Consider the following 26,083-nt stretch of genomic DNA (forward strand, 5'->3'; position numbering starts at 1 on the left):
CGCCTCTTCGGGCGATCGGCCGCGAAGGCGCCACTGTAGTGCACCCCAGCAACAACTAACAATAGCGGCTACGGGCATTTACGCGACAAGTTTGACTCGTTCGCGAGGCCCGTACACGCCCCCCTTACATGTTCCCCCGAGCCCAGGGCTCAGGGATGCCGCTCGGCTTCCAGCTGCCGTTCGAGCTCCGCGATCTTGCGGTCCCGCGCCTCCAGGGCTTCCCTGGAGGTTTTCGAGTTCGATTCGAGCGCGTCGACGCGCTTCTTGAGGTCCTGCACTTTCTGGTCTTCGGCCTGCGCCTGGCCGCGCGTGGCGTCGAGCTTGGCACGGGTGGCCGCCGCCTGCTTCGCCTGCCCCGCCCCGCCCGCCTGCCCTGCCGCCGCCGCGGCAAGCGGCAGCGACAGGAGCAGGCAGGCGATGGCGGCGCGGGCACGCATCAGAGGTAATCCCTGATGAGCAGTTCGGCGATCTGCACGGCGTTGAGCGCCGCACCCTTGCGGATGTTGTCGGATACCACCCACATGTCGAGGCCGCGGTCGTGCGAAATATCTTCGCGGATGCGGCCCACGAACACGGCATCCTTGCCAGCCCCATCGGTGACCGGCGTGGGGTAGCCACCCGGCGCGCGGTCGTCGATGACCACGATGCCCTCGGCCTGCTCGAGCAGCTCGCGGGCCCGCTCGGCCGTGATCTTGTCGCGCGTCTCGACATGCACGGCCTCGGAGTGGCCGTAGAACACAGGCACGCGCACTGCCGTGGGGTTCACCTGGATGGAAGGATCTTCAAGGATCTTGCGGGTTTCCCACACCATCTTCATCTCTTCCTTCGTGTAGCCATTGGCCTGGAAGTCGTCGATGTGCGGGATGACGTTGAAGGCGATCTGCTTCGGGAACTTGGCCGTCTCCACGTCCTGGAAGTTCAGCATCTGCGCCGTCTGCTTGCCCAGCTCCTCGAGGCCGCTGCGGCCGGCGCCCGATACCGACTGGTAAGTGGCCACATTGATGCGCTCGATGCCGGCCTCGCGGTGGATGGGCGCCAGCGCCACCAGCATCTGCATGGTGGAGCAGTTGGGGTTAGCGATGATGCCCCGCACCGTGTAGTCGGCGATGGCGTGCGGGTTCACCTCGGACACCACCAGGGGGATATCGTCCTGGTAGCGGTACTCGGAGGTGTTATCGATGACGACGGCGCCCGCCGCGGCGGCACGCGGCGCGTGTTCGCGGCTGACCGAGCCCCCGGCGGAGAAGAAGGCGATATCCACGCCTTCGAAGTCGAATTTCGCCAGGTCTTTGACGACACAAGGTTTTCCAGCGAAATCGACGGTTCCGCCCGCCGAGCGCTCGCTCGCCAGGGGGATCAGTTCGCTCACGGGGAAATCCCGCTCGGCCAAGATCGAAAGGAGGGTTTCGCCGACCGCGCCGGTCGCGCCCACCATGGCCACCTTGTAACTCGTCTTCTTGCTCATCGTCGCTCTAATGTTGGCGTGGTTGGAAGGTCAGCTGGCGTCGGCCAGCACGCCCGGGTTGAGGATCGTGGGCGGCCGGCCGGCGCAGGGACCATGCCCAAACGCCGCCAGCACATTGTCCACAGCCAGCGACGCCATGTCGCGACGTGTGTCGCGACTTGCGCTGGCGATGTGCGGGCTGAGCACCACGTTGCCCTGTTCGAGCAGGGCCGGGTGCACCTGCGGTTCGCCCTCGAACACGTCGAGGGCCGCTGCGGCGATCTCGCCCGCGGCCAGCGCACGCGCCAGGGCCTCGTCGTCGACGATGCCCCCGCGGGCGATGTTGGTGAGCGTGGCCGTGGGCTTCATCGCCTTCAGTTCGCCCGCGCCGATGGTGTGCCGGTTCGCCGGGGTGAACGGCAGCACCAGGATGAGGTGGTCGGCCTGGGCCAGCAGCGTGGCCTTGTCGACGTAGCGGGCGCCGCACTCCCTTTCGATGGCGGCATCGAGGCGGGAGCGGTTGTGGTAGAGCACCGGTGCCCGGAAGCCCGCCGCCCGGCGCGCGATGGCCTGGCCGATGCGGCCCATGCCGAGGATGCCGATGGTCTTGCCATGCACGTCGGCGCCCAGCCAGCCCTCGAAGCGGGAACCCTGCCACTGCCCTGCCCGCAGCCAGCGCTCGGCCTCGCCCACGCGGCGGGCCGCGGCGAGCATCAGGGCCCAGGCGTAGTCGGCCACCGTTTCATTGAGCACGTCGGGGGTGTTCGAGGCACCCACGCCGGCCGCGGTGAGCGCGTCCAGGTCGAGGTTGTTGTAGCCCACGCCGAGGTTGGCGACGAAGCGCAGCCCGGGGGCATGCGCGAGCACACCCGCATCGATGCGATCGACGAGGCCGACGATGGCGGCATCGGCATCCTTGAGGCGCGCGGCCAGCTCATCCGGCGTGAACGAGCGTTCCTCCGGCTCCTGCACCACGTCGAAGTGCTCGCGGAGCCGGTCGACGATATCGGGGAAAAATGGCCGGGAGACCCAGGCCTTCGGCTTGCTCATCAATTACTCCTGCACGGTGCCGGGGATGCGCGGGGCCACCGCGGCCACGTCGCCGCACTGGGCGCGATGGCGCAGGGCCTGGTCCATCAGCACAAGCGCCAGCATGGCCTCGGCGATGGGGACGGCGCGGATGCCGACACAGGGATCATGGCGGCCCTTGGTGACCACCTCGGTGGCATGGCCGGCCCTGTCGACACTACGGCCGGGCACCAGGATGCTCGAGGTGGGCTTGAAGGCCATGGACACCACCACGGGCTGCCCCGTGGCGATGCCACCGAGGATGCCGCCCGCGTGGTTGGAAAGAAAACCCTGCGCCGTCATTTCGTCGCGATGCTGGGTACCGCGCTGGGCCACGGCATCGAAGCCGTCGCCGATCTCCACGCCCTTCACGGCGTTGATCGACATCATGGCCGCGGCGATCTCGCCGTCGAGCTTGCCGTAGATGGGCTCGCCCCAGCCCGGCGGCACGCCGTCGGCCACCACCGTGACGCGTGCGCCCACCGAATCACCCGACTTGCGCAAGGCATCCATGTACGCCTCGAGTTCGGGGATCTGTTCCGCGAAGGGCCAGAAGAACGGGCTGGTCTCGATGGCCGCGGGCTCGAAGCCGCGCGGCGTGACCTCGCCGACCTGGCTGACATGGCCCTGCACGGTGACACCATAACGGTGCGCCAGCCACTTCTTGGCGATGACGCCGGCGGCGACGCGCATGGTCGTTTCGCGGGCCGACGAGCGGCCACCGCCGCGCGGGTCGCGCACGCCGTACTTCTGCCAGTAAGTGTAGTCCGCGTGGCCCGGGCGGAAGGTGTCGAGGATGTTGCCGTAATCCTTCGAGCGCGCATCGGTGTTGCGGATGAGCAGCGCGATGGGGGTGCCGGTGGTGACACCCTCGTACACCCCCGAGAGGATCTCGATGTCATCCGCCTCGCGGCGCTGCGAGGTATGCCGCGAGCGGCCGGTGGCGCGCCGCTCGAGGTCCGCGCGGAACTCGCTCGCCTCCAGGGGCAGGCCAGGGGGGCAACCATCGACCACGCAGCCGATCGCCGGGCCGTGGCTTTCACCGAAGGTGGTGACGGAGAGGAGCTTGCCGAACGTATTGGAGGACACGGTGCTTCCGTTGGTGTGTTAGTCCCGCGCGCGGCGGGCGGCGGCGATGTCCGCGGCATGCTCGACGAGGTCGCGGCGCTCGAGGGCGAAGATGCCCATGGGGCCGACCTTGAACTCCAGCCACACGAACGGTACGCGCGGCAGGAGGTTGACGAGGGCGTGCTCGCTGTCGCCCACCTCGACGATAAGCAGGCCATCCTCGCTCAGGTGCGCGGCCGCTTCGTCGAGCATGCGCAGCGTGATATCCAGTCCATCATCGCCGGATGTCAGGCCGAGGACCGGTTCATGGCTATATTCGGCCGGCATGGCGGCGTATTCGTCGTTCGTGACATAGGGCGGGTTGGAGACGATCAGGTCGTAGACCTCGCCCTGCACGCCCGCGAAGAGATCGGACTTGATGGCCCGCACGCGCCCCTCGACGTGCTGGTAGACGATGTTCTCATTGGCGAGGCTGAGTGCATCGTCGCTGATGTCGACGATATCGACCTGCCAGTGCGGGTTGTACTCCGCCATGGCGATGCCGATGCAACCCGAGCCAGTGCACAGGTCGAGCGCCCGTTCCACGTGGCGGTCTTCCAGCCACGGGTTGAACCCGCCCTCGATAAGCTCGGCGATGGGCGAGCGCGGCACGAGGGCGCGGGTATCGCTCTTGAATTTCAGGCCCGCGAACCAGGTCTCGCCCACGAGGTAGGCCACCGGCACGCGCTCCTTGATGCGGCGTTCGATCAGGCCCAGCACTTTGTCTTTCTCCTCGGCGACGAGCTTGCCGGCGCCGTAGGCGGGAGGCAGGTCGGGCGGGAGGTGCAGCGCGGCCAGGACCAGGTGGGTGGCCTCGTCGATCGGATTGTCATGGCTATGGCCGAAGGTGAGGCCGGCGGCCGAGAAGCGGCTGGCGCCGTAGCGGATGAAATCGATGATGGAGCTGAGTTCGCTGGTCACGGGCGGGGACTTTTTTGGGGCTGACTGGGGAGTATAGCTTTCCGGGTGGGGCTGGGCGTTCATTCGCTGGCGCGAATGCACCGCCGACCGCCGCGAAGCCGAAGGCGAGCCCTCTCGGGCGGCTTAAGCCGTATTGCCGATGGGCCGGGCCGGGTGCCGGGCGTAGAGTGTTGGCGGCCCTTTCCGGGCCGACGTGAAGGACCTCCCCATGACCGCTCGCTGGCGCGTCCTGCTCCTCCTGGCGGCCACCGCCACCACCGCGCACGCCCAGGCCATGCACGACCACGACCACGGCGTGCCCGAGAAACTCGGCACCGTGTCGTTCCCCATCGCGTGCACCGCCTCCGTGCAGCAGCCCTTCAACCGGGCGGTGGCCCTGCTCCACTCGTTCGCCTTCGGTGCCGCGCAGAAAGCCTTCAAGGACGTTGCGGCGAAAGACCCCACCTGCGCCATGGCCCACTGGGGCGTGGCCATGACCTACTTCCACCCCGTGTGGCAGCCCGTGCTGCCGCCGGAAACGTTCGCCGCGGGCCAGAAGGAAATGCAGGAAGCCGTGCGCCTGCAGCCATCCGACCCACGCGGGCGTGGCTACATCCATGCGCTGGCCGAGCTCTACAAGCCGGACGCGAGCCTGAAGCCGGGCGACCGCACGCTTGCTTACGAAGCGGCCATGGCCAGCGTCGTCGCCGCCGATGGCAAGGATGTGGAGGCGAAGGTGTTCTACGCCGTGGCGTTGCTTTCGAACGCGTCGCCGACGGACCGTACGCATGCGAAGCAGAAGCAGGCTATCGCCATCCTCGACCCGCTGTTCAAGGCGAACCCCGATCACCCCGGCATCGCACACATCCTCATCCACGCCTGCGACAGCCCCGAGCTCGCGAAACAAGGCCTGGACGCGGCGCGCAAGTACGCGAGCATCGCGCCGTCGGCGTCGCATGCGTTGCACATGCCCTCGCACATCTTTACGCGGCTGGGCCTGTGGGACGACTCGATCCAGTCCAACATCGCCTCGGAGAAGGCCGCGCGCGAGCAAGGCGACACGATGGGCCAGCTGCACGCGATGGATTACCTCGTGTATGCGTACATGCAGACGGGGCGCGACAAGGAAGCGCGCCAGGTGCTTGCCGAGCTGAAGGCGCTGCCGAAGCTCGACATGTCGGATTTCGCCATCGCCTATGCGTCGACGGCCATGCCGATACGCGTCGCGGTGGAGGAAGCCCGCTGGGACGACGCCGTGGCCATCGTGCCGCCGAAGGGTGCGCCAGATTCGGTCGTGGCGATCGCGGTGTGGGCGAAGGGTATCGGGCTGGCCCGCAGCGGGCGCCCCGCCGATGCGAAGGCACAAGCCGACCGCCTGCACACGCTCGAGGCGCACTTGCGCATGGCCGGTGATACGTACTGGGCCGACCAGACAAGCATCCTTTCGTCAGAGGTCAGCGCATGGGCCGCGCAGGCCGCCGGGAACACGGCGGGCGCCACCGCCCTGCTCAGCGACGCGGCCGAGCGCGAAGACCGCATCGAAAAACGGCCCGTGACACCGGGGCCGATCGTGCCGGCGCGCGAGCAGCTGGGCGAGATGCTGCTGGCGCAGAACCAGCCGGGGCCGGCGCTGGCCGCGTTCCAGGATGCGCTGGCGCTGGCGCCGGGGCGGGCCGGGGCGATGCGGGGGGCGGCGAAAGCTACCTCGACGCAGTAAGGCAGGGGCTGGGGTTCGTTATGCGACGGGGCCGGGGTCGCTGGTGGCGGGCTTGCCGTCTTCGTGGTGGCCGGCCTGGCGGCGCAGGTAGCGTGGGGCCTCGGGCGTGGTCACGGTGATGTCGTACCAGCCGGCGCTGCCAGCAAGGTCGATGGCCACCGTTTCGGTGCTGCCCGGGGCCACGTTGATGTGCCGCGGCCCCTCGCCGTCATACGCGTTGGTGACGCGGCACGCGACGCGGCCCGTGCCGGTGTTCGTGATGCTGACCTCGATGCGGCGTTCGCCTGCGGCACCGTTGAACGCGGCTTCAAGGGTATCGTCCGCGAAACCGCGCAGGCCCGCGTAGAAGCCATTGGGGCCGTGGATGCGGCGGTCGTAGGCATCGCCGTTGGGTGCGAGCGGCCAGCCGTCCTCGATGCGGTCGCCGGCGCTGGCGGTGTAGCGGCGTGGCGGCGCATCGCGCCGCAGGCCGTCATAGACCAGGAACGCCGCGCCGAGGGCACCGCGGTTGTCGAAGGCGATGACGCTCTGGCCATCGCGCAACGCGTGCTCGACGCGCCATGCGTAGGCCAGGGCACGCGATGGGCGGGTACCCTCCTCCTGCACGGGCATTACCTGCCCGGCGGGCACGCTGATCGGCGCCTTGCCGTCCGAGCCACGTGGCACGGCGATGGCGGGCATGGTGTCGTCCTGGGCACCCGCGAAATCAAAGCAGCTGGTGAGGTCGCCACACACCGCGCGGCGCCAGGCGCTGATGTTGGGCTCCGCCACGCCGAAGCGCTTTTCAAGGAAGCGCAATACCGATGTGTGGTCGAACGTTTCACTGGATACCCAGCCACCGCGCGACCACGGCGAGACGACGATCATCGGCACGCGGTTGCCCAGGCCCACCACCTGCAGGCCCTTCGGGTCGCTGCCGGGCACGATGGGGCTGGAAATGCGCGGATGGGCGTCGAGGTCCATCACATCGTCGCGCAGGCCTTCCGCCAGCGCCGTGGAAACGACGCCACCCTCCCCGTTCCGCAATGGCGGCGCCGGGGGCGGCACGTGGTCGAAGAAGCCATCGTTTTCATCGTAGTTGAGGAACAGCACCGTGCGGCTCCACACCTTCGGGTTCGCGGTGAGGGCATCGAGCACGGCGCGGATGTAGAACGCGCCATCGGTCGGCGAGGAGGTGGGGTGTTCGCTGTACTTGTAGGGCGCGACGATCCAGGTCACCTGTGGCAGGCGGTCGTGGATCACGTCGTTGCGCAGGTCGCGCAGCGTGTGGTTCGAGACGCCGTTGCGCACCAGCGAGCCCGCCGGGTCCGCGCCTTCCTGCACCTGGTAGGCGGCAAAAAACTCCAGCGAGTTGTCGGTGTAGTTATCGGTGGGCGAACCCGGCTCGCCCGTGCCGCCCTGGTAGACGCGCCATGTGACGCCCGCCCTCTCGAGGCGCTCGGGGTAGGTGGTCCACGTGTAGCCGTTGGTGTTGGCCCGCTCTTCGGTGCCGGGCCCGTTGGGCTTCGAACCGAGGCGGCCCGCGGGATCGGACGTGCCGCTCCACAGGTAGATGCGGTTGATGGCGGTATCCGCCAGCGCGGACGCGTGGTAGGCGTCGCACACCGTGAATGCGTCAGCCAGCGCGTAGTGGAACGCGGCGTCCTCGCGGCGCAGGTAGGCCATGGTGAGCACATCCTGCTTCTGCTCGATCCAGCGGTCGTTGCGGCCGAGGTTCCACGCGCCGTGGCCGGTGCTCCAGCCGTGGTCGGTGCCCGCGTGGTGGTCGCCGCTCGCACGCGTATCAAGGTGGAACGGATACACCCACGCGGTGTCCGCGCCCACCCCGCGCGGCTTCCAGAACTTCGTGTGCGCGGCCGTCGTGGGCTGCTTCCATACCGGGTCGCCGTTGGCGAGCTCGAGCACGCGCGGGTCGGCGAAGCCGCGCACGCCGCGCAGGCTGCCGAAGTAGTGATCGAACGAGCGGTTTTCCTGCATGAGGATGACCACGTGGCCGACATCGTTGATAGTGCCGGTGCGGCGGTCGGGCGCGGTGGCCAGGGCGCGGGCGATGGACGCCGGGAAACCCTGCGCCAGCAGCGAGGCGGCCACGGTGGCGCCCGCGCCCTGCAGGAACCGGCGGCGATCGCGCGAGACCATCGCTAGCCCTTCAGCGACGCGATGAGCGCCGCGTGCAGGGCAGGCGTGGCCGCGGCCACGACGCGCCCGCCGCTGGCCATGCCGAGCGGGCGGCCCTCCCAGTCGGTCATGACGCCGCCGGCGGCTTGCACCACGGGGGTGATGGCGAGGTAGTCGTAGGGCATGAGGTTCGCTTCGATCACGGCATCGATGTGGCCGGAGGCCAGCATGCCGTAACCGTAGCAGTCGCCGCCGAAGCGGCGCGTGTAGGCGGCGCGGCTGGTGCGGTCGAACGCCTCCCACTCGGCGGGCGTGAACATGTCGGGCGTGGTCGTGTACAGCGTGGCTTCGCCCAACGCCTCGCACGCGCTGGCATGGCACGGCCGGCCATTCATCTCGGTACTCACCCCCACGTGGCCGACCCAGCGCTCGTCCAGGGCAGGCATGTCGAGGATACCCAGCACGGGCGTGCCGCCGCGCAGCAGGGCGATGAGGGTGCCCCACAGCGGCCAGCCCGAAATGAAGCTGCGGGTGCCGTCGATGGGGTCGATGCTCCACACGAACTCGGCATCGACGTGGCTGGCGCCGTATTCCTCGCCCAGCAGGCCGTGGCCGGGCCACGCCTGTTCGATCCGCTCGCGCAGCATCGACTCCACGCCACGGTCCACGGCGGTGACAGGGCTCATGTCGCCCTTGTGCGATACGTCCACGGGGCGGCGGAACCGTGGCAGGGACAGCGCGCGCGCATTGTTGGCGATGCCGGTGGCGAAAGCTTCGAACTCGGCCCGCTCTGCGGCGGACAACGGGGCATGGGAGGGCACGCGGGGCTCCGGAAAAAACGTGCGTGAACTAGCGTTTGCACGTTTCAGGTTAATGACTAAAACGCAAATTTTCCTGTGGACGGCGAGTCCACATGTTTGCAAATATACCCAAAACGCCACACGGGTGGGTGACACTTCCACTACCCCGTGGGCAGCGTGATAACCCGGGGCCATCCATGCGTCCAGTCCGCCACATCGCCAGCTCCATCGCGTTGCTCGCCGTGTGCGCCAGCGCACACGCCGGGGAACTGACGGTGTACTCGGCGCTTGAGAGCGACGAGATCGCGGCCTACCTAGATGCCGCCAGGCAGGCCCTTCCCGGCGTGGATATCCATGTGCTGCGCCTCTCCAGCGGCGACCTTGCCGCCCGCCTGCTGGCTGAGGCCGCCGAACCCCGTAACGACGTGGTCTGGGGCATGGCAGCCACCGACCTGCTCGACCCGCGCATCGCCGCCCTGCTCCAGCCGGTGCACAGCGCCGCCATCGACGCCCTGCCCGCGCGCTTTCGCGGCACCGACGGCCGCTGGTTCGCGCCCACCGGCTACATGGCGGCGCTGTGCGTGAACCGCGAGGCGCTCGCGGAGCACGGCCTGCCCATGCCGCGCACGTGGCGCGACCTGGCCTCGCCCATGTACCGCGGCCAACTGGCCATGCCCGACCCGGCGTCGTCCGGCACGGGCTACATGGTGCTGTCGTCGCTGAGCGATGCGGGCCGCGACACGACAGGCATGGCGCTCGTTACCGACATCGCCGCGAACATCGGCCAGGTGACCCTCTCGGGCTCGGCACCGTGCAAGCTCGCGCGCATCGGCGAGTTCCCCATCGGCGTGTCATTCGCGTTCTCGGCCATGCAGGCCATCCGCGAGGGCTACCCCGTCACCATGGTGTTGCCTGCGGACGGCACCGGTTACGAGCTCGAGGGCTCGGGGCTCATGAAGGGGGCGACGAACCCCACGGACGCGAAACGGTTCCTCGACTGGACCGCATCACCCGCGGCGGCCTCGCTGTACCGCGGTTACAAGGAAATCGTGGCGGCGCCCGGCGTGGTGCCCACGGCCGAACAACAGCGCGCGGGGTTGCCGGCCAACGTGGTCGGCACGCTGCCTGCGCGGGATTTCGAAGCGGCCGCGCGCGGGCGCGCGGCACTCATCGCACTATACAAACGCCTGACGCGCTGACGCGCGCGGGCCGGGGGAGACACAGGTTCCATGCACCTTCGCATCGACGGCATCAGCAAGGCCTGGGGCACCAGCACGGCGCTCGACCGCGTGTCGTTCAACGCGGGGGCCAGCGACTTCGTCTGCCTGCTCGGCCCCAGCGGCTGCGGCAAGACCACCTTGCTGCGCATCGTGGCGGGCCTGACCGAGCCCGATGCCGGCAGCGTGCACCTGGGCGGGCGGGACATCACGCGCCTGCCCGCCCGCGAGCGCGGCATGGGCATCGTGTTCCAGTCGTACTCGCTGTTCCCCGACCTTACCGCCGCCGCCAACGTCGGCTACCCGATGCGCCTGCGCGGCGTGGCGGTGGGCACCATCGCCACGCGCAGCACCGAACTGCTGGCGAAAGTCGGGCTGGGCGGCTTCGGCGGCCGCTTCCCCGATGAACTCTCCGGCGGCCAGCAACAACGCGTGGCACTGGCCCGCGCGCTGGCGGCTGAACCGGCGCTGCTGTTGCTCGACGAGCCGCTATCGGCACTGGACCCCGCCATCCGCGCGCAGCTGCGCGGCGAGATCCGCACGCTGCAGCGCTCGCTCGGCATCCCCACCATCATGGTCACGCACGACCAGGACGAGGCGCTCGCGCTCGCCGATACCATCGTGTGCATGCGTGCGGGGCACATCGAACAGATCGGCTCGCCGCGCGACCTTTACGAACGCCCGGCATCACGCTTCGTCGCCGATTTCATTGGCCGGGCCAACCTGTTGCCCACGCACTTCGTACGCGAGGTAATGCCCGGCTTCCTCGAGCGCCGCCCACCCGGCGCCGACGCCACGTGGGAACTCTGCCTGCGGCCCGAGGACATCGTCGTGGAAGCCGGCCCGGGCGGCGACGCCGTCGTGGCCGACGTGACTTTCCTCGGCAACCTGGCCCGCGCCCGTATCGACTGGCGCGGCCAGGTCCTGCTGGCCGAGCTGCCCGGCCGGAGCATGCTGGCGCCCGGCGAGCCCGTCGCCATCGGGGCCACGCGCGGCGCGTGGGTGGCCGCGTGAACGCGATCGCCGCCCCGCGCAGCGCCCCGCGCGCCCGCATCGGCGCGGTGCTGCTACTGGCCGTGCCTTGCCTGGGGCTGCTGCTGTTGTTCCTCCACCCCCTGTTCACCGTGGCGTCGCGCAGCCTCACCGACGCGTCGGGCGCCTTCACGCTGGCGAACTACGCGCGGCTGCTCGATGACCCGGGCCTGCCACGTGCCGCCCTGCACAGCGTCACCACGGGCCTCGTCACCACGCTTGCCACGGTGCTGCTCGGCCTGGCCCTGGCGATGGCGCTGCATCGCTCGCGCCTACCGGGCAAGGCGTTGATCCGCGCCACGCTGTTGCTGCCCATGCTCGCGCCTTCCCTCGTGCTGGGCCTCGGCCTGGTGCTGCTGCTGGGCCGCAACGGCCTCGTGCACCGCCTCACGGGCTGGCCCACCGATATCTATGGCTTCACCGGCCTGGTCATCGCGAACACGCTGTACGGCTTGCCACAGGTGGTGCTGATCGTTTCCGCGGCGCTGGCGCGCACGCCGGCCCGCCACTACGACGCCGCGGCGTCGATGGGTGCCACCGCGTGGCGCCAGTTCCTCGACGTGACGCTTCCACGCCTGCGCTTCGCCCTGCTCGCCGCAGCCTTCCTCGTCTTCACCGAGACACTTACCGACTTCGGCAGCGCCGTGATCGTCGGTGGGAACTACCGCGTGCTGGCGATGGAGATCTACAGCGAGGTGGTGGGGCAGCTCGATTTCGCCATGGGCGCGACGCTGGGCATGCTGCTCTTGCTGCCCGCCGTGCTCTCCGTATGGCTGGGCCGGCTGGCCAGGCGCCGCCAGGATAGCGGCGACGCCAGCCCGGGCCGCGCGCTCGTGCCATCGCGCGACACGCGCCGCGACCTCGTCCTCGGCGCCGTTGCGCTCGTCGCCTTGCTGCCGATGCTCGCCGTCGTCGGCACCGTCGCCTATGTCTCCTTCGTGAAGCTGTGGCCGTACCAGCCGTCGCTGACGCTGGCGAACTACACCGGCCTGACCGAAGGCTTCGGCCCGGTGTGGACCTCGCTCACCGTCTCGCTGGTGGCGGCTATCGCAGGCACGGTGCTGGTCTTCGCACTGTGCGCCGGCCTGCGCAAGGCGCCACCGGGCCTGGTGCGGCCCCTGCAGTTCGTCGCTTCGCTGCCGGCCGCCGTGCCGGGCATGGTCATCGGCCTCGGTTACGTGCTGGCGTTCAACCACGGGCCGGCCGCCCACTGGTTCCACGGCAGCCTGCTCGTCATCGCGGCCTGCAGCCTGTACCACTACCACGCCCAGGCGTTCCTCACGATGCAGACCGGCATGCGCCAGGTGCCCGATGCGCTGGACGATGCCGTGGCCGCGTTTGGTGGCGGCACGCGCGCGGTGCTGCGCGACGCCGTGCTGCCTTTCGCCGCGCCGGCCGCCATCGCCACGTTCTTCTACCTGTTCATGCGCTCGATGGTGACGCTCTCGGGCGTCATCTTCCTGGTCACCGCCGACCTGGGCCTGGCCTCGGTCACCGTCATGCGCCTGGACGAGAACGGTTTCCTGGCCCAGGCCGCGGCCTACGCCATGTGCGTGGTGCTGGCCGGTGCCATCGCCCTCGGCGCCATGCGCCTGCTCTTGCACATCCTCAAGGAACGACGCCATGTGGCATGAAGAACGACACACCCGCATCCGCGACCTGCTCCGCGCCAGCGGCCAGGTATCGGTGGAACGCATCGTCACCGAGCTGGGTGTCTCGCGCGAGACCATCCGCCGCGACCTCGTCGAACTGGCCGAGCGCGGCGAGATACGCCGCGTGCATGGCGGCGCCGTGCTTACCTCCGACGAACCGCCCATTGACGTGCGCCACGCCACCCGCGTGCGCGAGAAGCGCGCGATCGCCAAGGCCGTCGCCAACCTCGTCGAGAGCGGCCAGACGATCTTCATGGATGCCGGCAGCACGATGAACCTCGTCGCCGAGGCGCTGGCCACGCGCACGGGCCTCACCATCCTCACCAACGCCATCGACGTGGCCACGCGCTTCGCCGCGCGCCATGGCAACGAGGTGCACCTGCTCGGCGGGCGTTTCAACGCGCAGATCGGCTGCACGACGGGGCCTGCCACCATCGCGGAGATCCATCGCTACCAGGCGCACCTGGCCATCCTCTCGCCCGTGGGCGTGGATGCGAAGGCGGGCGCCAGCAGTTTCGAACTCGACGAGGTGGAGATCGCCCGCGCCATGTGCGGCAACGCACGCCAGGTGGTCCTCGCCGCCGACCATTCGAAGATCGGCGTCCGCAGCCGCGCCAGCTGGTGCGCGCCCGACCGCGTCGACGTGCTCGTTACCGACCGCAAGGCCGAGAAATCACGCGCGTTCGCCGCGGTCCGCAAGGCCGTGGGTGAGGTCGCGCTTGCCTGATCCACCCACAACACCGCGCCAGGAAGGCCGTCCTTCGCCCGCCACTTAAATCGATTCAAATCCGTCTGTCACAGACCAAGCCTTTCCGGAGCATCACCATGACGTCGTTCCCAGCCCTCCGCCGTACCCTGCTGTGTGCCGCGGTCGCCGCGACATTCAGCGGCCTGGCTTATGGCCAGGCCACTACCGGCCGCATCACCGGCACCGCGCCGGCCGCGGCCGGCGAAACCGTACTAATCGAAGGCAGCAACGGCCTCACCCGCGAAGTGGGCGTGGACGCGAACGACCGCTACACGGCCGAGTCGCTGCCACTGGCCACCTACAAGGTGAGCCTCAAGTCGAACGGCAACATCGTTGACAGCCGCGACAACGTCACTCTGCGTGTCGGCGCCGCCACCGATGTTTCGTTCGCCGGCGCCGCGCCCTCGGCCGCCGATGCGCAAAGCCTCGGTGCCGTCACCGTCTCGGCCAGCTCGCTGGCAAAAATCGACGTGGCGACCGTCGCCTCCAGCACGGTCATCACCTCGGCCGACCTCGCCCGCCTGCCCCTGCAGCGCTCGGCCGAGGCCGTGGCCCTGCTCGCCCCGGGCGCCTCGCCGGGCTACACCGGCTTCAAGAACGCGTTCGGCGGCAGCACGGTGAGCTTCGCCGGCTCGGCCGTCACCGAGAACGCGTACTACATCAACGGCATGAACACGACCGACCCGCTCAGCGGCTTCGGTGGCGTGACCCTGCCCTACGGTGCCATCGACCAGCAGGAGATACTGAGCGGCGGTTACTCGGCCATGTACGGCCGCTCCGACGGCGGCGTGATCAGCCAGGTGGGCAAGCGCGGCACCAACGAATGGCATTTTGGCGCCCAGGTGCTGTGGGAGCCGGACTTCGCCCGCGCCAGCGCGCGCAACATCACCTACGGGCACGACAACCCGGCGCCCCCGGGCAGCCTGCAGACCCGCAACGACCGTAACCACGAGTGGACCTCCACCATCAGCGCCTACGCCGGCGGCCCGCTGATCAAGGACAAGCTGTATGCGTTCGCCGCGGTGGAAATGGAGCGCAGCCAGGGCAATAGCATCGGCGACGTGAACCACGCGTACGATACGAAGTACACGTACAAAGACCCGAAGTGGTACGGCAAGCTCGACTGGAACATCAACGACAGCAACATCCTCGAACTCACGGGTATCAACCAGACCCACCGTTCGAACGGCAACAAGTACAACTACGACTACGACACCGATACCGTCGGCGATTTCGCCAGCCCGGATTCCACCTACAAGACCCGCGCCATGGTCTACGTGGCGAAATACACCAGCTACATCACCGACGACCTGACCCTCACCGCGCTGTACGGCAAGTCGAAGCTCACCTACTACAACGAGCCGCCCGATACCGGCATCGTCGGCCCGTTCATCGGCAACCTCAGCGCGCAGAACCCGGCACTGAATGGCGGCACGCCGATCAGCAACGGCCAGACGCTCGATACGGTGGATAACCCCGACCACGAATCGACCAACCGCAACCTGCGCATCGACCTGAACTACAAGATCGGCTCGCACTCGATCACGGCCGGTATCGATAACCAGGACTCGCACGACATCGACGATGGCACGACGATCGGCGGCGTGGGTTACGAGCTGTGGTACGCCAAGCAGGACCCGAACCTCAATATCAGCGACAGTCCGTTCGTCGACAAGCCGGCCAACTACCCGGGTGGTGCCACCGGCTATTACGGCTACTACCGCCACTACAACACGCTGGCCTCGGTGCGCGTGAAGCAGCGCGCCCAGTACATCATGGACGACTGGCAGATCAACGATCGCTGGCTGCTCTCGGTCGGCATCCGCAACGACCAGTTCACCAACTACAACCCTGCGGGCGAGCCGTACCTACGGCTCACCAAGCCGCAGTGGGCGCCACGCGTGGGCTTCAGCTGGGACGTGAACGGTGATTCGTTGTTCAAGGTGTACGGCAACGCGGGCCGCTACTTCCTGGCCATGCCGGCGTCGGTGGCACTGCGCACCTCGGCCGGCTCGCTGGCCACCAACCAGTACTTCACGTACACCGGCATCGACAACCAGGGCCTGCCCACCGGCGTGACCTTCGTGCAGTCCGCCACCGGTGGCGCCGTCTCCCCCAACGGCGAATACGGCCAGCCGCCCGACCCGAAGACCGTCAGCTCGAAGAACATCAAGTCGGAATACCAGGATGAATTCATCCTCGGTGCCGACAAGCAGCTCAACGCCGACTGGGTGGCCGGCGCCAAGGCCACGGTTCGCCGGCTGCGCAATGCCCTGGACGACGTGTGCGACAACGGCGCGATCAAGAATGCCGCGGAAGCACAGGGCGCCGACCTCGATAACCTCACGGTAGGCAGCTGCTACCTGTCGAACCCGGGGCGCGCCAATGTCTACTCGCTGAAGAACGCCGATGGCGGCTACACCGACGTGACCGTGACCAACGCCGACTTCGGCTTCCCGCACCTGAAGCGCAATTACTACGGCCTCGACCTGTACCTGTCGCATCCGTTCGATGGCACGTGGTCGGGCAAGGTGGATTACCTGTACTCACGCAGCTACGGCAACACCGAGGGCCAGGTGCGTTCGGACGTGGGCCAGGGCTCGGTGGCGGCATCGCGCGACTGGGATTACGCCACGCTGATGAACTACGCCAACGGCGACCTCGGCAACGACCGCAAGCACCAGATCAAGATCTACGGTTCGTACCAGGTCGCACCGGAATGGCTGCTTTCAGCCAACATCCTGATCCAGTCGGGCCTGCCGAAATCCTGCCTGGGCCGCTACGGCGCGGATGAAAGCGACCCGTCGGGCTATGGCAGCTACTACCACTTCTGCTTCGGTGAACCCTCCGCCTACGGCGCCAAGGGCCGCGAGCCGTGGGAAGAACTGGTGGACGTGAGCGCGGAATACCGCCCGCTGTGGGCCGACAAGAAGCTGGCCTTCTCGGTGTCGGTGTTCAACATCCTCAACCAGCAGCGTTCGCAGCGCACCAACCCGGTCTCGGGCAGCACGAACTCGGTGAACGATGGTTACCAGCAGGTGATCAGCTACACCCAGCCGCGCTACGCTCGCTTCGGCATCACGTACGACTTCTGACGGGGCGTCCATGCATCCACTCCTGCGACTGGGTATCGTCGCGCTTGCCGCCGGGGTCGTCGCGACCCCGGCGGTGGGCGGCGAGAAGACCTACAAAGACCTGCCGACGGAAATCCCGGCGCGCTTCACGCCTGCGAACCCCGGCTTCGACTACGAGCGCCGCACCATCGACATCCCGATGCGCGATGGCGTGAAGCTGCACACGGTGGTCCTGGTGCCGAAGGGCGCCACGCATGCCGGCATCCTGCTCACCCGCACCCCGTACGGCGCCGATGGCATGGGCCACCGCAGCGATAGCCCGCACCTGGGGCCCGCGCTGCGCGGCTACGACAACCCCGCCGACATCATCGTCCAGGACGGCTACATCCGCGTCATCCAGGATATCCGCGGCAAGAACGGTTCCGAAGGCGACTTCGTCATGAACCGGCCGCCCACCGGCCATGGCAACCCCACGTCCATCGATGAATCCACCGATATCTACGACACCATCGACTGGCTCGTGAAGCACGTGCCCGAGTCGAATGGCAAGGTCGGCATCATCGGTATCTCGTACGATGGTTTCGAGGCGATGATCGCCACGATCCGCCCCCACCCTGCGCTCAAGGTCGCCGTGCCGATCAACCCCATGATCGACGGCTGGATGGGCGACGACTGGTTCCACCGCGGCGCGTTCCGCCAGCAGATGATCCCGTACATCTACGGCATGGTGAACTCACGCCAGAGCAACATCGGCTGGACCACCGGCTACCGCGACGACTACGACCTGTACCTGCGCGGCGGCTCGGCGGGTGACATCGGCCGCGCCTACGGCATGGAGGCGCTGGGCTTCTGGCAGAAGCTGCTCGCCCACCCCGCCTACGACAGCTTCTGGTCCGACCAGGCGCTGGACAAAATCGCCGCGAAGGAACCCATGACGGTGCCCACCATGCTGGTGCACAGCCTGTGGGACCAGGAAGACAACTACGGCGACATGGCGGTGTACCGCGCGCTCGCGCCGCGCGACCCCGGCCACGAAAAGCTGTGGCTCGTCCTCGGCCCCTGGCGCCACGCCAAGACATGGGAAAACGCCAGCACCATCGGCGCCATCGAACTGGGCAGCGACACCGGCAAGACGTTCCGCCAGACGATGCTGCGCCCGTTCCTTGCGCAGTACCTGAAAGACGGCGCGCCGAAGGCCGACATCGCGCCGGTGAACGCGTTCGTCACCGGCGAAAACGCCTGGCGCAAGCTCGATGCGTGGCCGTCATCGTGCCGCGCGGGCTGCGCGCCGACCATGCAGCGGTGGTACGCCGAGCCTAACGGTGGCTTCGGCACGACCGTGCCAGCGCAGGGTGAAGACGCGTATGTTTCCGACCCGGCCAAGCCCGTGCCCTACCGCGTGCGGCCCATCCAGTCGTGGTCGCACGGCGTGGCCGACCGCGAAGACTCCTGGCCGGAATGGCTGGTGGACGACCAGCGCCAGTTCGCCACGCGCACTGACGTGCTCACGTATGTCTCGCCCGTGCTCGAACAGCCGCTGGGCGTATCAGGCGAGCCACTGGTCCACCTGCTCGCGTCCACCAGCGGCACCGACAGCGACTGGGTGGTGAAGCTGATCGACGTCTACCCCGATGAAGTGGAAGAAAAGCCCTCGATGGGCGGCTACCAGCTGCCCGTGGCCATGGAGATCTTCCGCGGGCGCTACCGCGAGGGCTACGACACGCCGAAGGCGCTGGAAGCGGGCAAGGCCTTGCCATACCGTTTTCCCCTGCCCACGGTGAACCACGTCTTCCAGCCCGGCCACCGCGTGATGGTGCAGGTGCAGTCAAGCTGGTTCCCGCTCTACGACCGCAACCCGCAGACGTTCGTGCCGAACATCTTCAACGCGAAGCCGGCGGATTACGTGAAGGCGACGCAGAAGGTGGTGCGGGATGGGGAGGATGGGACGTACGTCGAACTTCCCGTCGTGCGGTAAACGAGAGCATCGCGCGCAAGCGCGCTCCCACATGGGGTGGTGAGGACCATCCATGGCCCTTGTGGGAGCGCGCTTGCGCGCGATGGCGCTACCTCAGCCCCCGAAATCCCAACGCACGCCCAGGTTCGCCGACCAGCCACGCGCACCCGCGCTGCCGATCTTGTTCTGCCAGTCGGCCTCGCCGTACACCGAGAGCTTGTTCTTCCAGGCCCACGTGCCGCCCAGGCCCACTTCCATCATCTGGCCGAACTTGCCGCCGATGAACTGCTGCGTGGCGTCGAACCCTTCCTGGCCCACATCCACCTTGGCGACGCCGCCCCAGCCCTTGATGTAGTTCGCACGGGCGTACGGGGTGAAGGTGCTGCCGGCGTCCGTGGTCCAGGTGCGGTCGAAGCGCAGCCCGGCGCGGCCGATCGTCTGGTCCAGCGACTGGTAATGCGTCGTGACGCCTTCGAGGTCGGTCTGGTCGCGCAGGCCCACGTGCTGCCGTGTCAACTGCAGCTGCGGCTCCAGCTCCCAGCCGCCGGCGAAGCGGAACGGGTAGCCGGTTTCCACCGACCCTTCCCAGCCCGAGCCGCGCACGCGTGCCAGGTCCTTCGCACGGCCCGTGTCCAGGTCGCCCACGTGGCGGTCGCCCTGCGCCACGACGTCGACGTAGAAGCCGTTCTGCTGCTGCCACGTGACGAACATGGCGATGGAGTTGGTATCGAACTTGGAGTGGCTGTAGCCATCCGCCGCCTTCGGGTCGATGCGCGTCGTGCCGTGCGTATAGGCCACGCCGGCACGCAGGCTCGAGCGATCCATGTCGAGGGCGAAGATGTTGGCGCCGACCTGCACGCCGCGGGTATCCGAGCTGTAGTCGTAGCCGTACTGCCCGAACGAGCGGTTGCTGGAGACATCGTAGTCGCCACCGAAGTAGCGCACGAACGTCTCGCCTCCAAGGCCTTCGCCCAGGTCATCCATGTTGCGCGTTTCGCCCAGGCGGCGGTGCAGGTTATCGATGCTGCGGTAGCCATAGAGCGCCAGCGCCGACGGCGTGACGATCGCGTTGGGCACCTGAGGCACCACGGCCGGCCGGACGTTATCGCCCGCGGCGACCGGGGTGATGGGCGTGGCCGGCGTACCGGGCGGCGTGGCGTCCGCCGGTGGCACGTAAGGCTGCCCGGGCGGCGGCGTGGCTGGCGGCGTCGATGCCGTGGGCGCCGGGCACGGCCCATTGCACACCAGCACGTTGGCCAGGCGGTAATCCCAGTAGTTGCTGCCGGTGGTGGTGCCACCGACCAGGCGCTGGCCCGCGTCGGCCACGCCCGGCTGGAACGCGTACAACCCGTATTGGTACGGGCCGAAGCCGACGTAGCCACCGTTGAGCCGGAACGCCCCGCCGGTGGAATTACCCCCCACCTGCACGACGCTGATGCCTTCGCCCGACTGGACGAACCCGTTGCGGTCGAGGTCGGTGAGTGCGCCAGTGCTCAGCATCGACGGCGTGATGTTCAGCACCGTCTCGCCGCTGGCGTCGCCGTTGATCAGCAGGCGGTCGGTCGATTGGGTGGCCAGGGCGCCGCCCTCGTTGAGGGTCGAGACCAGGTTTACGCGGCCGCCGCTCGACGCATAGTTACCGTCGATGGTGAGCGTGTTGCCGGGTGAGCCGCTGCCGTTGGTGAGGTCGATGGTGCCGTTGTTGCTGACGTTTGCCGAGCCGGGCGTGCCGGCGGAGATCACCGGGTGGACGTTGTTGCCCGCGAGCAGCGCGGACGAGCCATCGATATTCACGTCGCTGCCGCCCATCACCAGGTTATCGGTGAGCTCGAACGTCGAACCGTTGGTGAGGTTGAACGTGTTCCACCCCGACAGGCGGATGCCCTTGTCGAGTGTATCGGCGGCGAACGTGCCGCCACGCGCCTGCGTGCCGTTGAAGGTCAGCGTGTTGCTGCCGCCGGTGCCGGCCAGCAGGTGGTAGGTCGACGAGGTATCGACCGCACCCAGCGTGGCGTTATTGCCCACGCCATCGCCCATGGTGAGGCCACCGTTGAGCGTGCCGCCGGTCCAGTTGAAGGTATCGCCGCCTTCACCCGTGGCGATCTCGCCCGTGACGGCGCCGGATGGCAGGGCCACCGTGTCATTGCCCGCGCTACCACGCACCGCGGTGGCCGATGGCGACGCCGCGGTGATCGTGCCGGTATTGGTGAACGTGGTGCCGGTGCCATTTGCCAGGTCCACCACGGGCGCGGCCGTGCTGGCCGACGTCAGCGTGCCGGCGTTGGCCACGGACGACGCCGTGCCGGCCACCAGCGCCGAACCACCGGCCGCGTTGAGGATGTTGACGGTCGCCGCGGAGTTCACCGCGCCGCTCGTGAGCGCCTGGATGCCCGTGCTGCCCGCGCCGTTGCCATGGATGGTGAAGCCATTGCCCAGCGTGAGGTCGCCCGTGGTGGCAGTGCCGTCCGCGTTGCGGAATGCATAGCCCGTGCCGCTGCCATCCACCTCCATCGTGGCGGTGGATGCCGGGTCGATGGCCGTGGCGGTGCGCAGCCCGGCGCCATTCCCCACGCGCAACGTCGCGTCGCTGAGCGTGATGGCGCCGATCTCCGCCGCGTTCTCGATCGCGTTGCCGGTGCCCAGGGTCGTCACCGTGGTGCCGTTCGCCAGCAGCGACGTGGCGCCCGTGTCGAGCAGGATGCCGTGGGCGCTGCCGTTGGTGGTGATGGCCGAATCACCGGCGCCCAGCTGCAGGCCCGCGCCGCTGGTGAGCTGCACGCCGGCCACGCCGTCGTCCACGTTGATGGTGCCGGCGGGGTTCAAGCGCTGGGTGCCCGTGCCTTCGACGCGCACGCCCGTGCCGTTGCCGACATGGATGGTGCCCGTGTTCGCCAGCGTGCCGCCGCTGCGCAGGATCGCGCCGGTGGCGCCAGGGCCGGAAAGATCGATGCTGCCGCTGTTCGTGGCCGCCGCGTTGCTTTCCACGACCATGCCGGTGGTGTTCGCGCCCGTGAAATTCAGCGCACCGGCGTTCGCCAGCGTGGCGCTGTTGCGGGCGATGAAGCCCGTGACACCCGAAGCCGACGACGTGATGGTGGCGAGGCTGCTGAGCGACGTCGCGGCCGTCGGCGCGCCAACGGCCGCCCCCGTGAGGTCGTGCTTCTGCCCATCGGATACGCCGGCCACGGCACCATCGCCCGTCAGGTTCATGGTCGTCGCGGCATCGATGGTGCCGGTGGCGCCGCCCTCGACGAGCACGCCTTGCGCACCGGCACCGGCGACATTGACCGACGCGTTGCGCGTGTTCAACACCGTGCCCGTGCCCGAGCCGAGGATGCCGGTCGCCTGCGCGCCCGACACCGAGGCGGCCAGCCCCGTGCCGTCGAAATCGGCGCCGCTATCGAGGCGGAACAGCGTCGAGCGCTGGGTGGATACATCCAGCGCGGAACCGCTGGCCACGTTGATATGGGCATCGTTGCCGTAGGCGAAGAAGCCGATCTGGTCGGTGCCATTGGCGAACGTCGGCGCCGCGCCGGCCGCCACGTTGACGGTGGCGCGGCCACGGGCGTGGATACCGATGGCGCCGTTGCCCGTGAGGTTCACCGCACCCTCGACGTTGCCGACCGACTCCGCGCTACCCTGCCCTTCCACCCATACGCCGTAGTTGCGCGTGCCGCTGACCGGGTCGGCGGCACCCGAGACATTGATGACGCCCGTGGACCGCACGAGCGAGCCCACGGCACCCGTCGACAGGGCCTTGATGCCCGTGCCGTTGACGCCCGCCACGTTGATCGTGCCCTTGTTGATGATGCCCGCGCCCGACGAACCGGCGTTCACCACAGAGATGCCGAAGTTATCGCGCGGCACGGCGGTGGCGCGGCCGTTGACGTTGATCGTGCCCGAGTTGGTGACGCTGGCGCCGTTCGCGCTGACGAGGATGCCCGCCGCGTTCTGGGTCAGCGTGCCAAGCGTGATGGTGCCCTGGTTATCCACCGTGCCCGCGCGCGCCACGTTGATACCGGCGCTGGTGGTGGCCTGGTTGAGCGCCACGTCCGCCGGGGTGTCGCTGGCCGTCGCCTGCGGCCCGCGGCCAAGGTAGATGAGGCCACCCGGCCCATTGGTGAACGTCGAGGTGGGTGTGTTGACCAGCACGCCGTTGATCGAGCCGTTCGAGCGCGAGCCGGTGACGGCGACATTGATGTTGCCGTTGTTGGTGGCGTTCGAGGTGGCGCCCAGGCGGATGCCGTTCGATTGGCCGGCACCGTTCACCGTGCCCAGGGCGGTATTGATGATGCCGCCAGCGTTGTTCGTGAACGTGCTGCCGTCGGCGAGGTCGACGGCATTCAGGCCATAGGTGCTCGGTAGCACCGCGGTGGCGCCGAAGAAACCGCCATTGATCACACCCGAGTTGGTGCCGCGCGAGCCGGATTGCAGGCTCAGCGCGACGCGATCGCCACTGGTACCGGCCGTGCCGATGGTACCCAGCACGTCGGCGGAGGCGCCGTTGGTGGCACGGATGAGGCCGCCATTGGTATTGACACCCTCGAGCGTCGCGCCCGATGCCACGGTGCCGTGGGCATTCGCACCATCGAGGCCCATCACCACGCGCAGGCCGACGGGCTGGAAGCCGTCTTCCTGGTCGTCGGCCGAAATGCCGTAGGTGATGCTCTCGTTGCTGTACGTGTAGCCCTGGTTGAACAGCGTGGTGTACTGCGTGTAGTTGATCGACCCGTTCTGGATGCCCGCGATGAGGAAGTTGTTGTAGTCCTTCAGCTGCGCGGCATTGGTCACCGTGTGCGACGTGGTGACGCCGTTGCGGTCGGTGATGGTGAACGTGCCGCCGTAATGCGAGACATACGTCACCGCATAGCCCTGCGTGGTGGCGGGGTTCTGGTCGCCCACGAAGGTGAAGCGGTTGTTCGACTGCCAGTTGATGTTGCTGGCGGCGGTGCCCGTGCCGTCCGCGGCAAACAGCGTGCTCTGCTTCGCGGCAAGGGTGAAGGCGTTGTTGCCGTTGACGCTCGAAGCGCCCGCGTCGCCCAGGTTCACATTGAGCGTGCCGCCGGCGTTGCTGACCTGCGCCACGCGCATGTTGATGTACTGGTTATCGCCGACATTGACGATGTCGGGCACCTGGTTGTCGTACGAGACCGGCGTCAGGTCGTTGAAGTTCGCCGAGTTGTAGACCGACACGACCCGGTTGGTGCCGGTGATCGGGTCACGCACGGTGATGCCCTGGTTCGCGCTGCCGGGGTTGAGTCGCGGCTGCCCGATCCATTGCTGTGTGTTGTTGGTGATGCGGCCGGCGTCGTACAACGCCTGCAAGGTGGTGTTCTGGTTGCCCGTCAGGCCGATTTCGAACTGACTCGAGTTGCCCACCAGCGTGGTCGTGCCGCCATTGGGCACCACCGTGACCCCGACCTGGTTATCGTTGTCGCGCGGGTTGTACGCCGGCACCGAAACGGTCTGGGCCTGCACCGCAGGCACGGCGAATGCCGCGGCGATGGCCATGGCGAGCAGCGCGCGGCGGCAGGCGCCTGGAGCCGGGCGGAAGGCAGGCGTGTGGTTCGTCTTCATATTGTCGTGTTCCCGTCGAAGCCGCCGTCCGGAGCGGCTTGTGACGCAGGCAGGCATCCCAGCCCGGAAGAGCGAGCCCCCTCACTCAGCTCTACCGGGGCCCGTTTGGCTACCGTGCAGAGCGGCGGCCAGCAACCTCACGTTGCAAAACGCGCCTCCAATCGCAGGATATACAAATCCGGCAATGAAGGTTTCGTGGACGGCGCCGTCATCGGCTTGAAACTCCCCTATACTCCGCGCGATGAAACCAAGCGTCCTGTTGCAGTACATCCTCCCGCACCGCTTCCTTTCCCGGATCGTCTACCAGGCGACCCGCTGGGAATGGGCACCGTGGAAGAATTTCCTGATCGAACAGATCGTGCGGCGCTACCACGTGGATATGTCGCAGGCGGCGCAGCCCGATCCGCTGGCCTATCCACACTTCAATGCGTTCTTCACCCGCAAGCTGAAACCGGGCGCGCGCGTGGCCGACCCCGACCCGCAGGCCATACTGTGCCCCGCCGACGGCCGCATCAGCCAGCTGGGCCGTATCCGCGATGGCCGCATCTTCCAGGCCAAGGGCCAGGAGTACACCGCGGCCGAGCTGCTCGGCAGCGAGGACGCCGCGGCGCCGTTCCGCAACGGCAGCTTCGCGACCATCTACCTTTCGCCGCGCGACTACCACCGCGTGCACATGCCGCTCGAGGGCGAACTGACGGGCACGACGCACGTGCCGGGCCGCATCTTCAGCGTGGCACCGTTCGCCGTCGAAGCCATCCCCCGCCTGTTCGCGCGCAACGAGCGCCTGGTGTGCCGCTTCGACGGCCAGCACGGCCCGTTCGTGTCGGTCATGGTTGGCGCCATCCTGGTCTCCAGCGTGGCCACCGTGTGGGACGGCCTGGCCATCCCGCCCTACGCCTCTGAGATCATCCGCACCGATTGCACGGGGCGGGGCGTGAAGCTTGAGCGCTTTGCCGAAATGGCCCGCTTCAACATGGGCTCCACGGTCATCCTGCTGCTGCCGGAAGGCTACGAATTCGACAATCTCCAGCCGCAACAACAGGTTATGGTTGGGCAGCGGCTCGGCCGGTGGGCTGGCGGCGCCTAAAACCGTATGACCTTACGCGTCACATAGTGACGAAAGCGTCTTACATTTGACGCAAGTCAGGCGTATGCTTCCCCCCTCGGACATCTTGCGTTCAGCAATTAAGTCCGTGACACGCAGTGCCGTATAGGGGAAGTCGTCATGCGTTTGGTCACCCATCTCATCGCCGTCAATCGCGAACTACGCCTTCGCCGCCAGCTGGCGGATATCGAACGCGTGGTGCTCGCCCTGCCTGTCCGCACGCATGCGGACCTGCAGCAGCTGGTCCGCCGCGAGATGGAACAGGCCGCCGCCTGCGATTTCCCCCACCTGTATGGCACGCCGCCGGAAGAGCGTTACAGCACCTATGGCCACGGGCCCGATCTGGGCCTGGGCAAGGCCCGCTCGGATAACCCGCTGATCGCCACCCGTGGCGTCGCCCTGTGGATCGCGGCGGTGTACCACGAAACCCTCGATTCGCGCCGCCCGGGCATGGAGGAGCTGCACCGCCAGGTGCTTCGCCTCATGCGCCAGATCAAGGAACTCTCACTGCCCGATCGCCGCGACTACGGCACCGAGTGGATGGAACCCTCCGCGCTCGCCTAGGCGACC

The 26,083-nt window shown here is 68.0% G+C and carries 17 protein-coding genes; 9 read left to right on the forward strand and 8 right to left on the reverse strand.

Annotated features, from left to right (window positions below):
* Positions 1-149: 149 nt before the first annotated feature.
* From VI08_RS01035 to prmB, 5 genes are read right to left on the reverse strand one after another with little or no spacing between them, the layout of a single operon-like run.
* Positions 150-437, reverse strand: a complete 288-nt coding sequence (locus VI08_RS01035) for a hypothetical protein (protein WP_045827682.1) — start codon at positions 435-437, stop codon at positions 150-152.
* Entirely contained in the window at positions 437-1,465 is a 1,029-nt protein-coding gene (locus VI08_RS01040; protein WP_045827683.1) for an aspartate-semialdehyde dehydrogenase, read from the reverse strand. Before VI08_RS01040 ends, VI08_RS01035 begins: the two co-directional genes overlap by 1 nt.
* 30 nt (positions 1,466-1,495) lie before the next feature.
* Positions 1,496-2,494, reverse strand: coding sequence for a 2-hydroxyacid dehydrogenase (locus tag VI08_RS01045; protein WP_045827684.1), 999 nt, complete (start codon positions 2,492-2,494; stop codon positions 1,496-1,498).
* Between the two features lie 3 nt (positions 2,495-2,497).
* The gene (aroC, locus tag VI08_RS01050; protein WP_045827685.1) at positions 2,498-3,601 is read right to left on the reverse strand and encodes a chorismate synthase; all 1,104 of its coding nucleotides are present in this window, start codon (positions 3,599-3,601) and stop codon (positions 2,498-2,500) included.
* Positions 3,602-3,619: 18 nt separating this feature from the next.
* Complete coding sequence (gene prmB, locus VI08_RS01055) at positions 3,620-4,540, reverse strand: 50S ribosomal protein L3 N(5)-glutamine methyltransferase (RefSeq protein WP_045827686.1); 921 nt, start codon at positions 4,538-4,540, stop codon at positions 3,620-3,622.
* A 208-nt stretch (positions 4,541-4,748) separates the two neighbouring features.
* Here prmB and VI08_RS01060 point away from each other — a divergent pair, with 208 nt between their 5' ends.
* Positions 4,749-6,236 (forward strand): hypothetical protein, encoded by a 1,488-nt coding sequence (locus tag VI08_RS01060; RefSeq protein ID WP_052697606.1) that lies wholly within the window; start codon positions 4,749-4,751, stop codon positions 6,234-6,236.
* Positions 6,237-6,254: 18 nt separating this feature from the next.
* Here VI08_RS01060 and VI08_RS01065 read toward each other — a convergent pair whose 3' ends face one another.
* Positions 6,255-8,375, reverse strand: coding sequence for a phosphocholine-specific phospholipase C (locus tag VI08_RS01065; RefSeq protein WP_045827687.1), 2,121 nt, complete (start codon positions 8,373-8,375; stop codon positions 6,255-6,257).
* Positions 8,376-8,377: 2 nt separating this feature from the next.
* Positions 8,378-9,175, reverse strand: a complete 798-nt coding sequence (hisN, locus tag VI08_RS01070) for a histidinol-phosphatase (protein WP_045827688.1) — start codon at positions 9,173-9,175, stop codon at positions 8,378-8,380.
* Positions 9,176-9,351: 176 nt separating this feature from the next.
* Here hisN and VI08_RS01075 point away from each other — a divergent pair, with 176 nt between their 5' ends.
* The 6 genes from VI08_RS01075 to VI08_RS01100 all read left to right on the forward strand — a co-directional run bounded on the left by VI08_RS01075 (position 9,352) and on the right by VI08_RS01100 (position 18,852).
* The gene (locus tag VI08_RS01075; protein WP_045827689.1) at positions 9,352-10,353 is read left to right on the forward strand and encodes an extracellular solute-binding protein; all 1,002 of its coding nucleotides are present in this window, start codon (positions 9,352-9,354) and stop codon (positions 10,351-10,353) included.
* Between the two features lie 30 nt (positions 10,354-10,383).
* Positions 10,384-11,385 carry an ABC transporter ATP-binding protein gene (locus tag VI08_RS01080; RefSeq protein ID WP_045827690.1) on the forward strand — a complete coding sequence of 334 codons (1,002 nt, stop codon included), beginning with the start codon at positions 10,384-10,386 and terminating at the stop codon, positions 11,383-11,385.
* On the forward strand, positions 11,382-13,037 hold the full coding sequence (locus VI08_RS01085) for an ABC transporter permease subunit (protein WP_045827747.1): 1,656 nt from the start codon (positions 11,382-11,384) through the stop codon (positions 13,035-13,037). Before VI08_RS01080 ends, VI08_RS01085 begins: the two co-directional genes overlap by 4 nt.
* Complete coding sequence (locus VI08_RS01090) at positions 13,027-13,782, forward strand: DeoR/GlpR family DNA-binding transcription regulator (protein ID WP_045827691.1); 756 nt, start codon at positions 13,027-13,029, stop codon at positions 13,780-13,782. The genes VI08_RS01085 and VI08_RS01090 overlap by 11 nt, the downstream gene beginning before the upstream one ends.
* Positions 13,783-13,880: 98 nt before the next feature.
* Positions 13,881-16,898 (forward strand): TonB-dependent receptor, encoded by a 3,018-nt coding sequence (locus tag VI08_RS01095; RefSeq protein WP_045827692.1) that lies wholly within the window; start codon positions 13,881-13,883, stop codon positions 16,896-16,898.
* 10 nt (positions 16,899-16,908) lie between these two features.
* A complete protein-coding gene (locus VI08_RS01100; RefSeq protein ID WP_045827693.1) occupies positions 16,909-18,852 on the forward strand; it encodes a CocE/NonD family hydrolase in 1,944 nt (647 codons plus the stop codon).
* A gap of 93 nt (positions 18,853-18,945) precedes the next feature.
* Here VI08_RS01100 and VI08_RS01105 read toward each other — a convergent pair whose 3' ends face one another.
* Positions 18,946-24,408, reverse strand: coding sequence for an autotransporter outer membrane beta-barrel domain-containing protein (locus VI08_RS01105; protein ID WP_052697608.1), 5,463 nt, complete (start codon positions 24,406-24,408; stop codon positions 18,946-18,948).
* A gap of 241 nt (positions 24,409-24,649) precedes the next feature.
* On the opposite strand from VI08_RS01105, the gene asd reads away from it, so the two are divergent.
* Both asd and VI08_RS01115 read left to right on the forward strand, forming a co-directional pair.
* Positions 24,650-25,495 (forward strand): archaetidylserine decarboxylase, encoded by an 846-nt coding sequence (asd, locus tag VI08_RS01110; RefSeq protein WP_045827694.1) that lies wholly within the window; start codon positions 24,650-24,652, stop codon positions 25,493-25,495.
* Between the two features lie 138 nt (positions 25,496-25,633).
* Positions 25,634-26,077 carry a hypothetical protein gene (locus tag VI08_RS01115; protein WP_045827695.1) on the forward strand — a complete coding sequence of 148 codons (444 nt, stop codon included), beginning with the start codon at positions 25,634-25,636 and terminating at the stop codon, positions 26,075-26,077.
* The last annotated feature ends 6 nt before the right edge of the window (positions 26,078-26,083 follow it).

The organism is Luteibacter yeojuensis, from assembly GCF_000964085.1.
GTDB lineage: Bacteria > Pseudomonadota > Gammaproteobacteria > Xanthomonadales > Rhodanobacteraceae > Luteibacter > Luteibacter yeojuensis_A.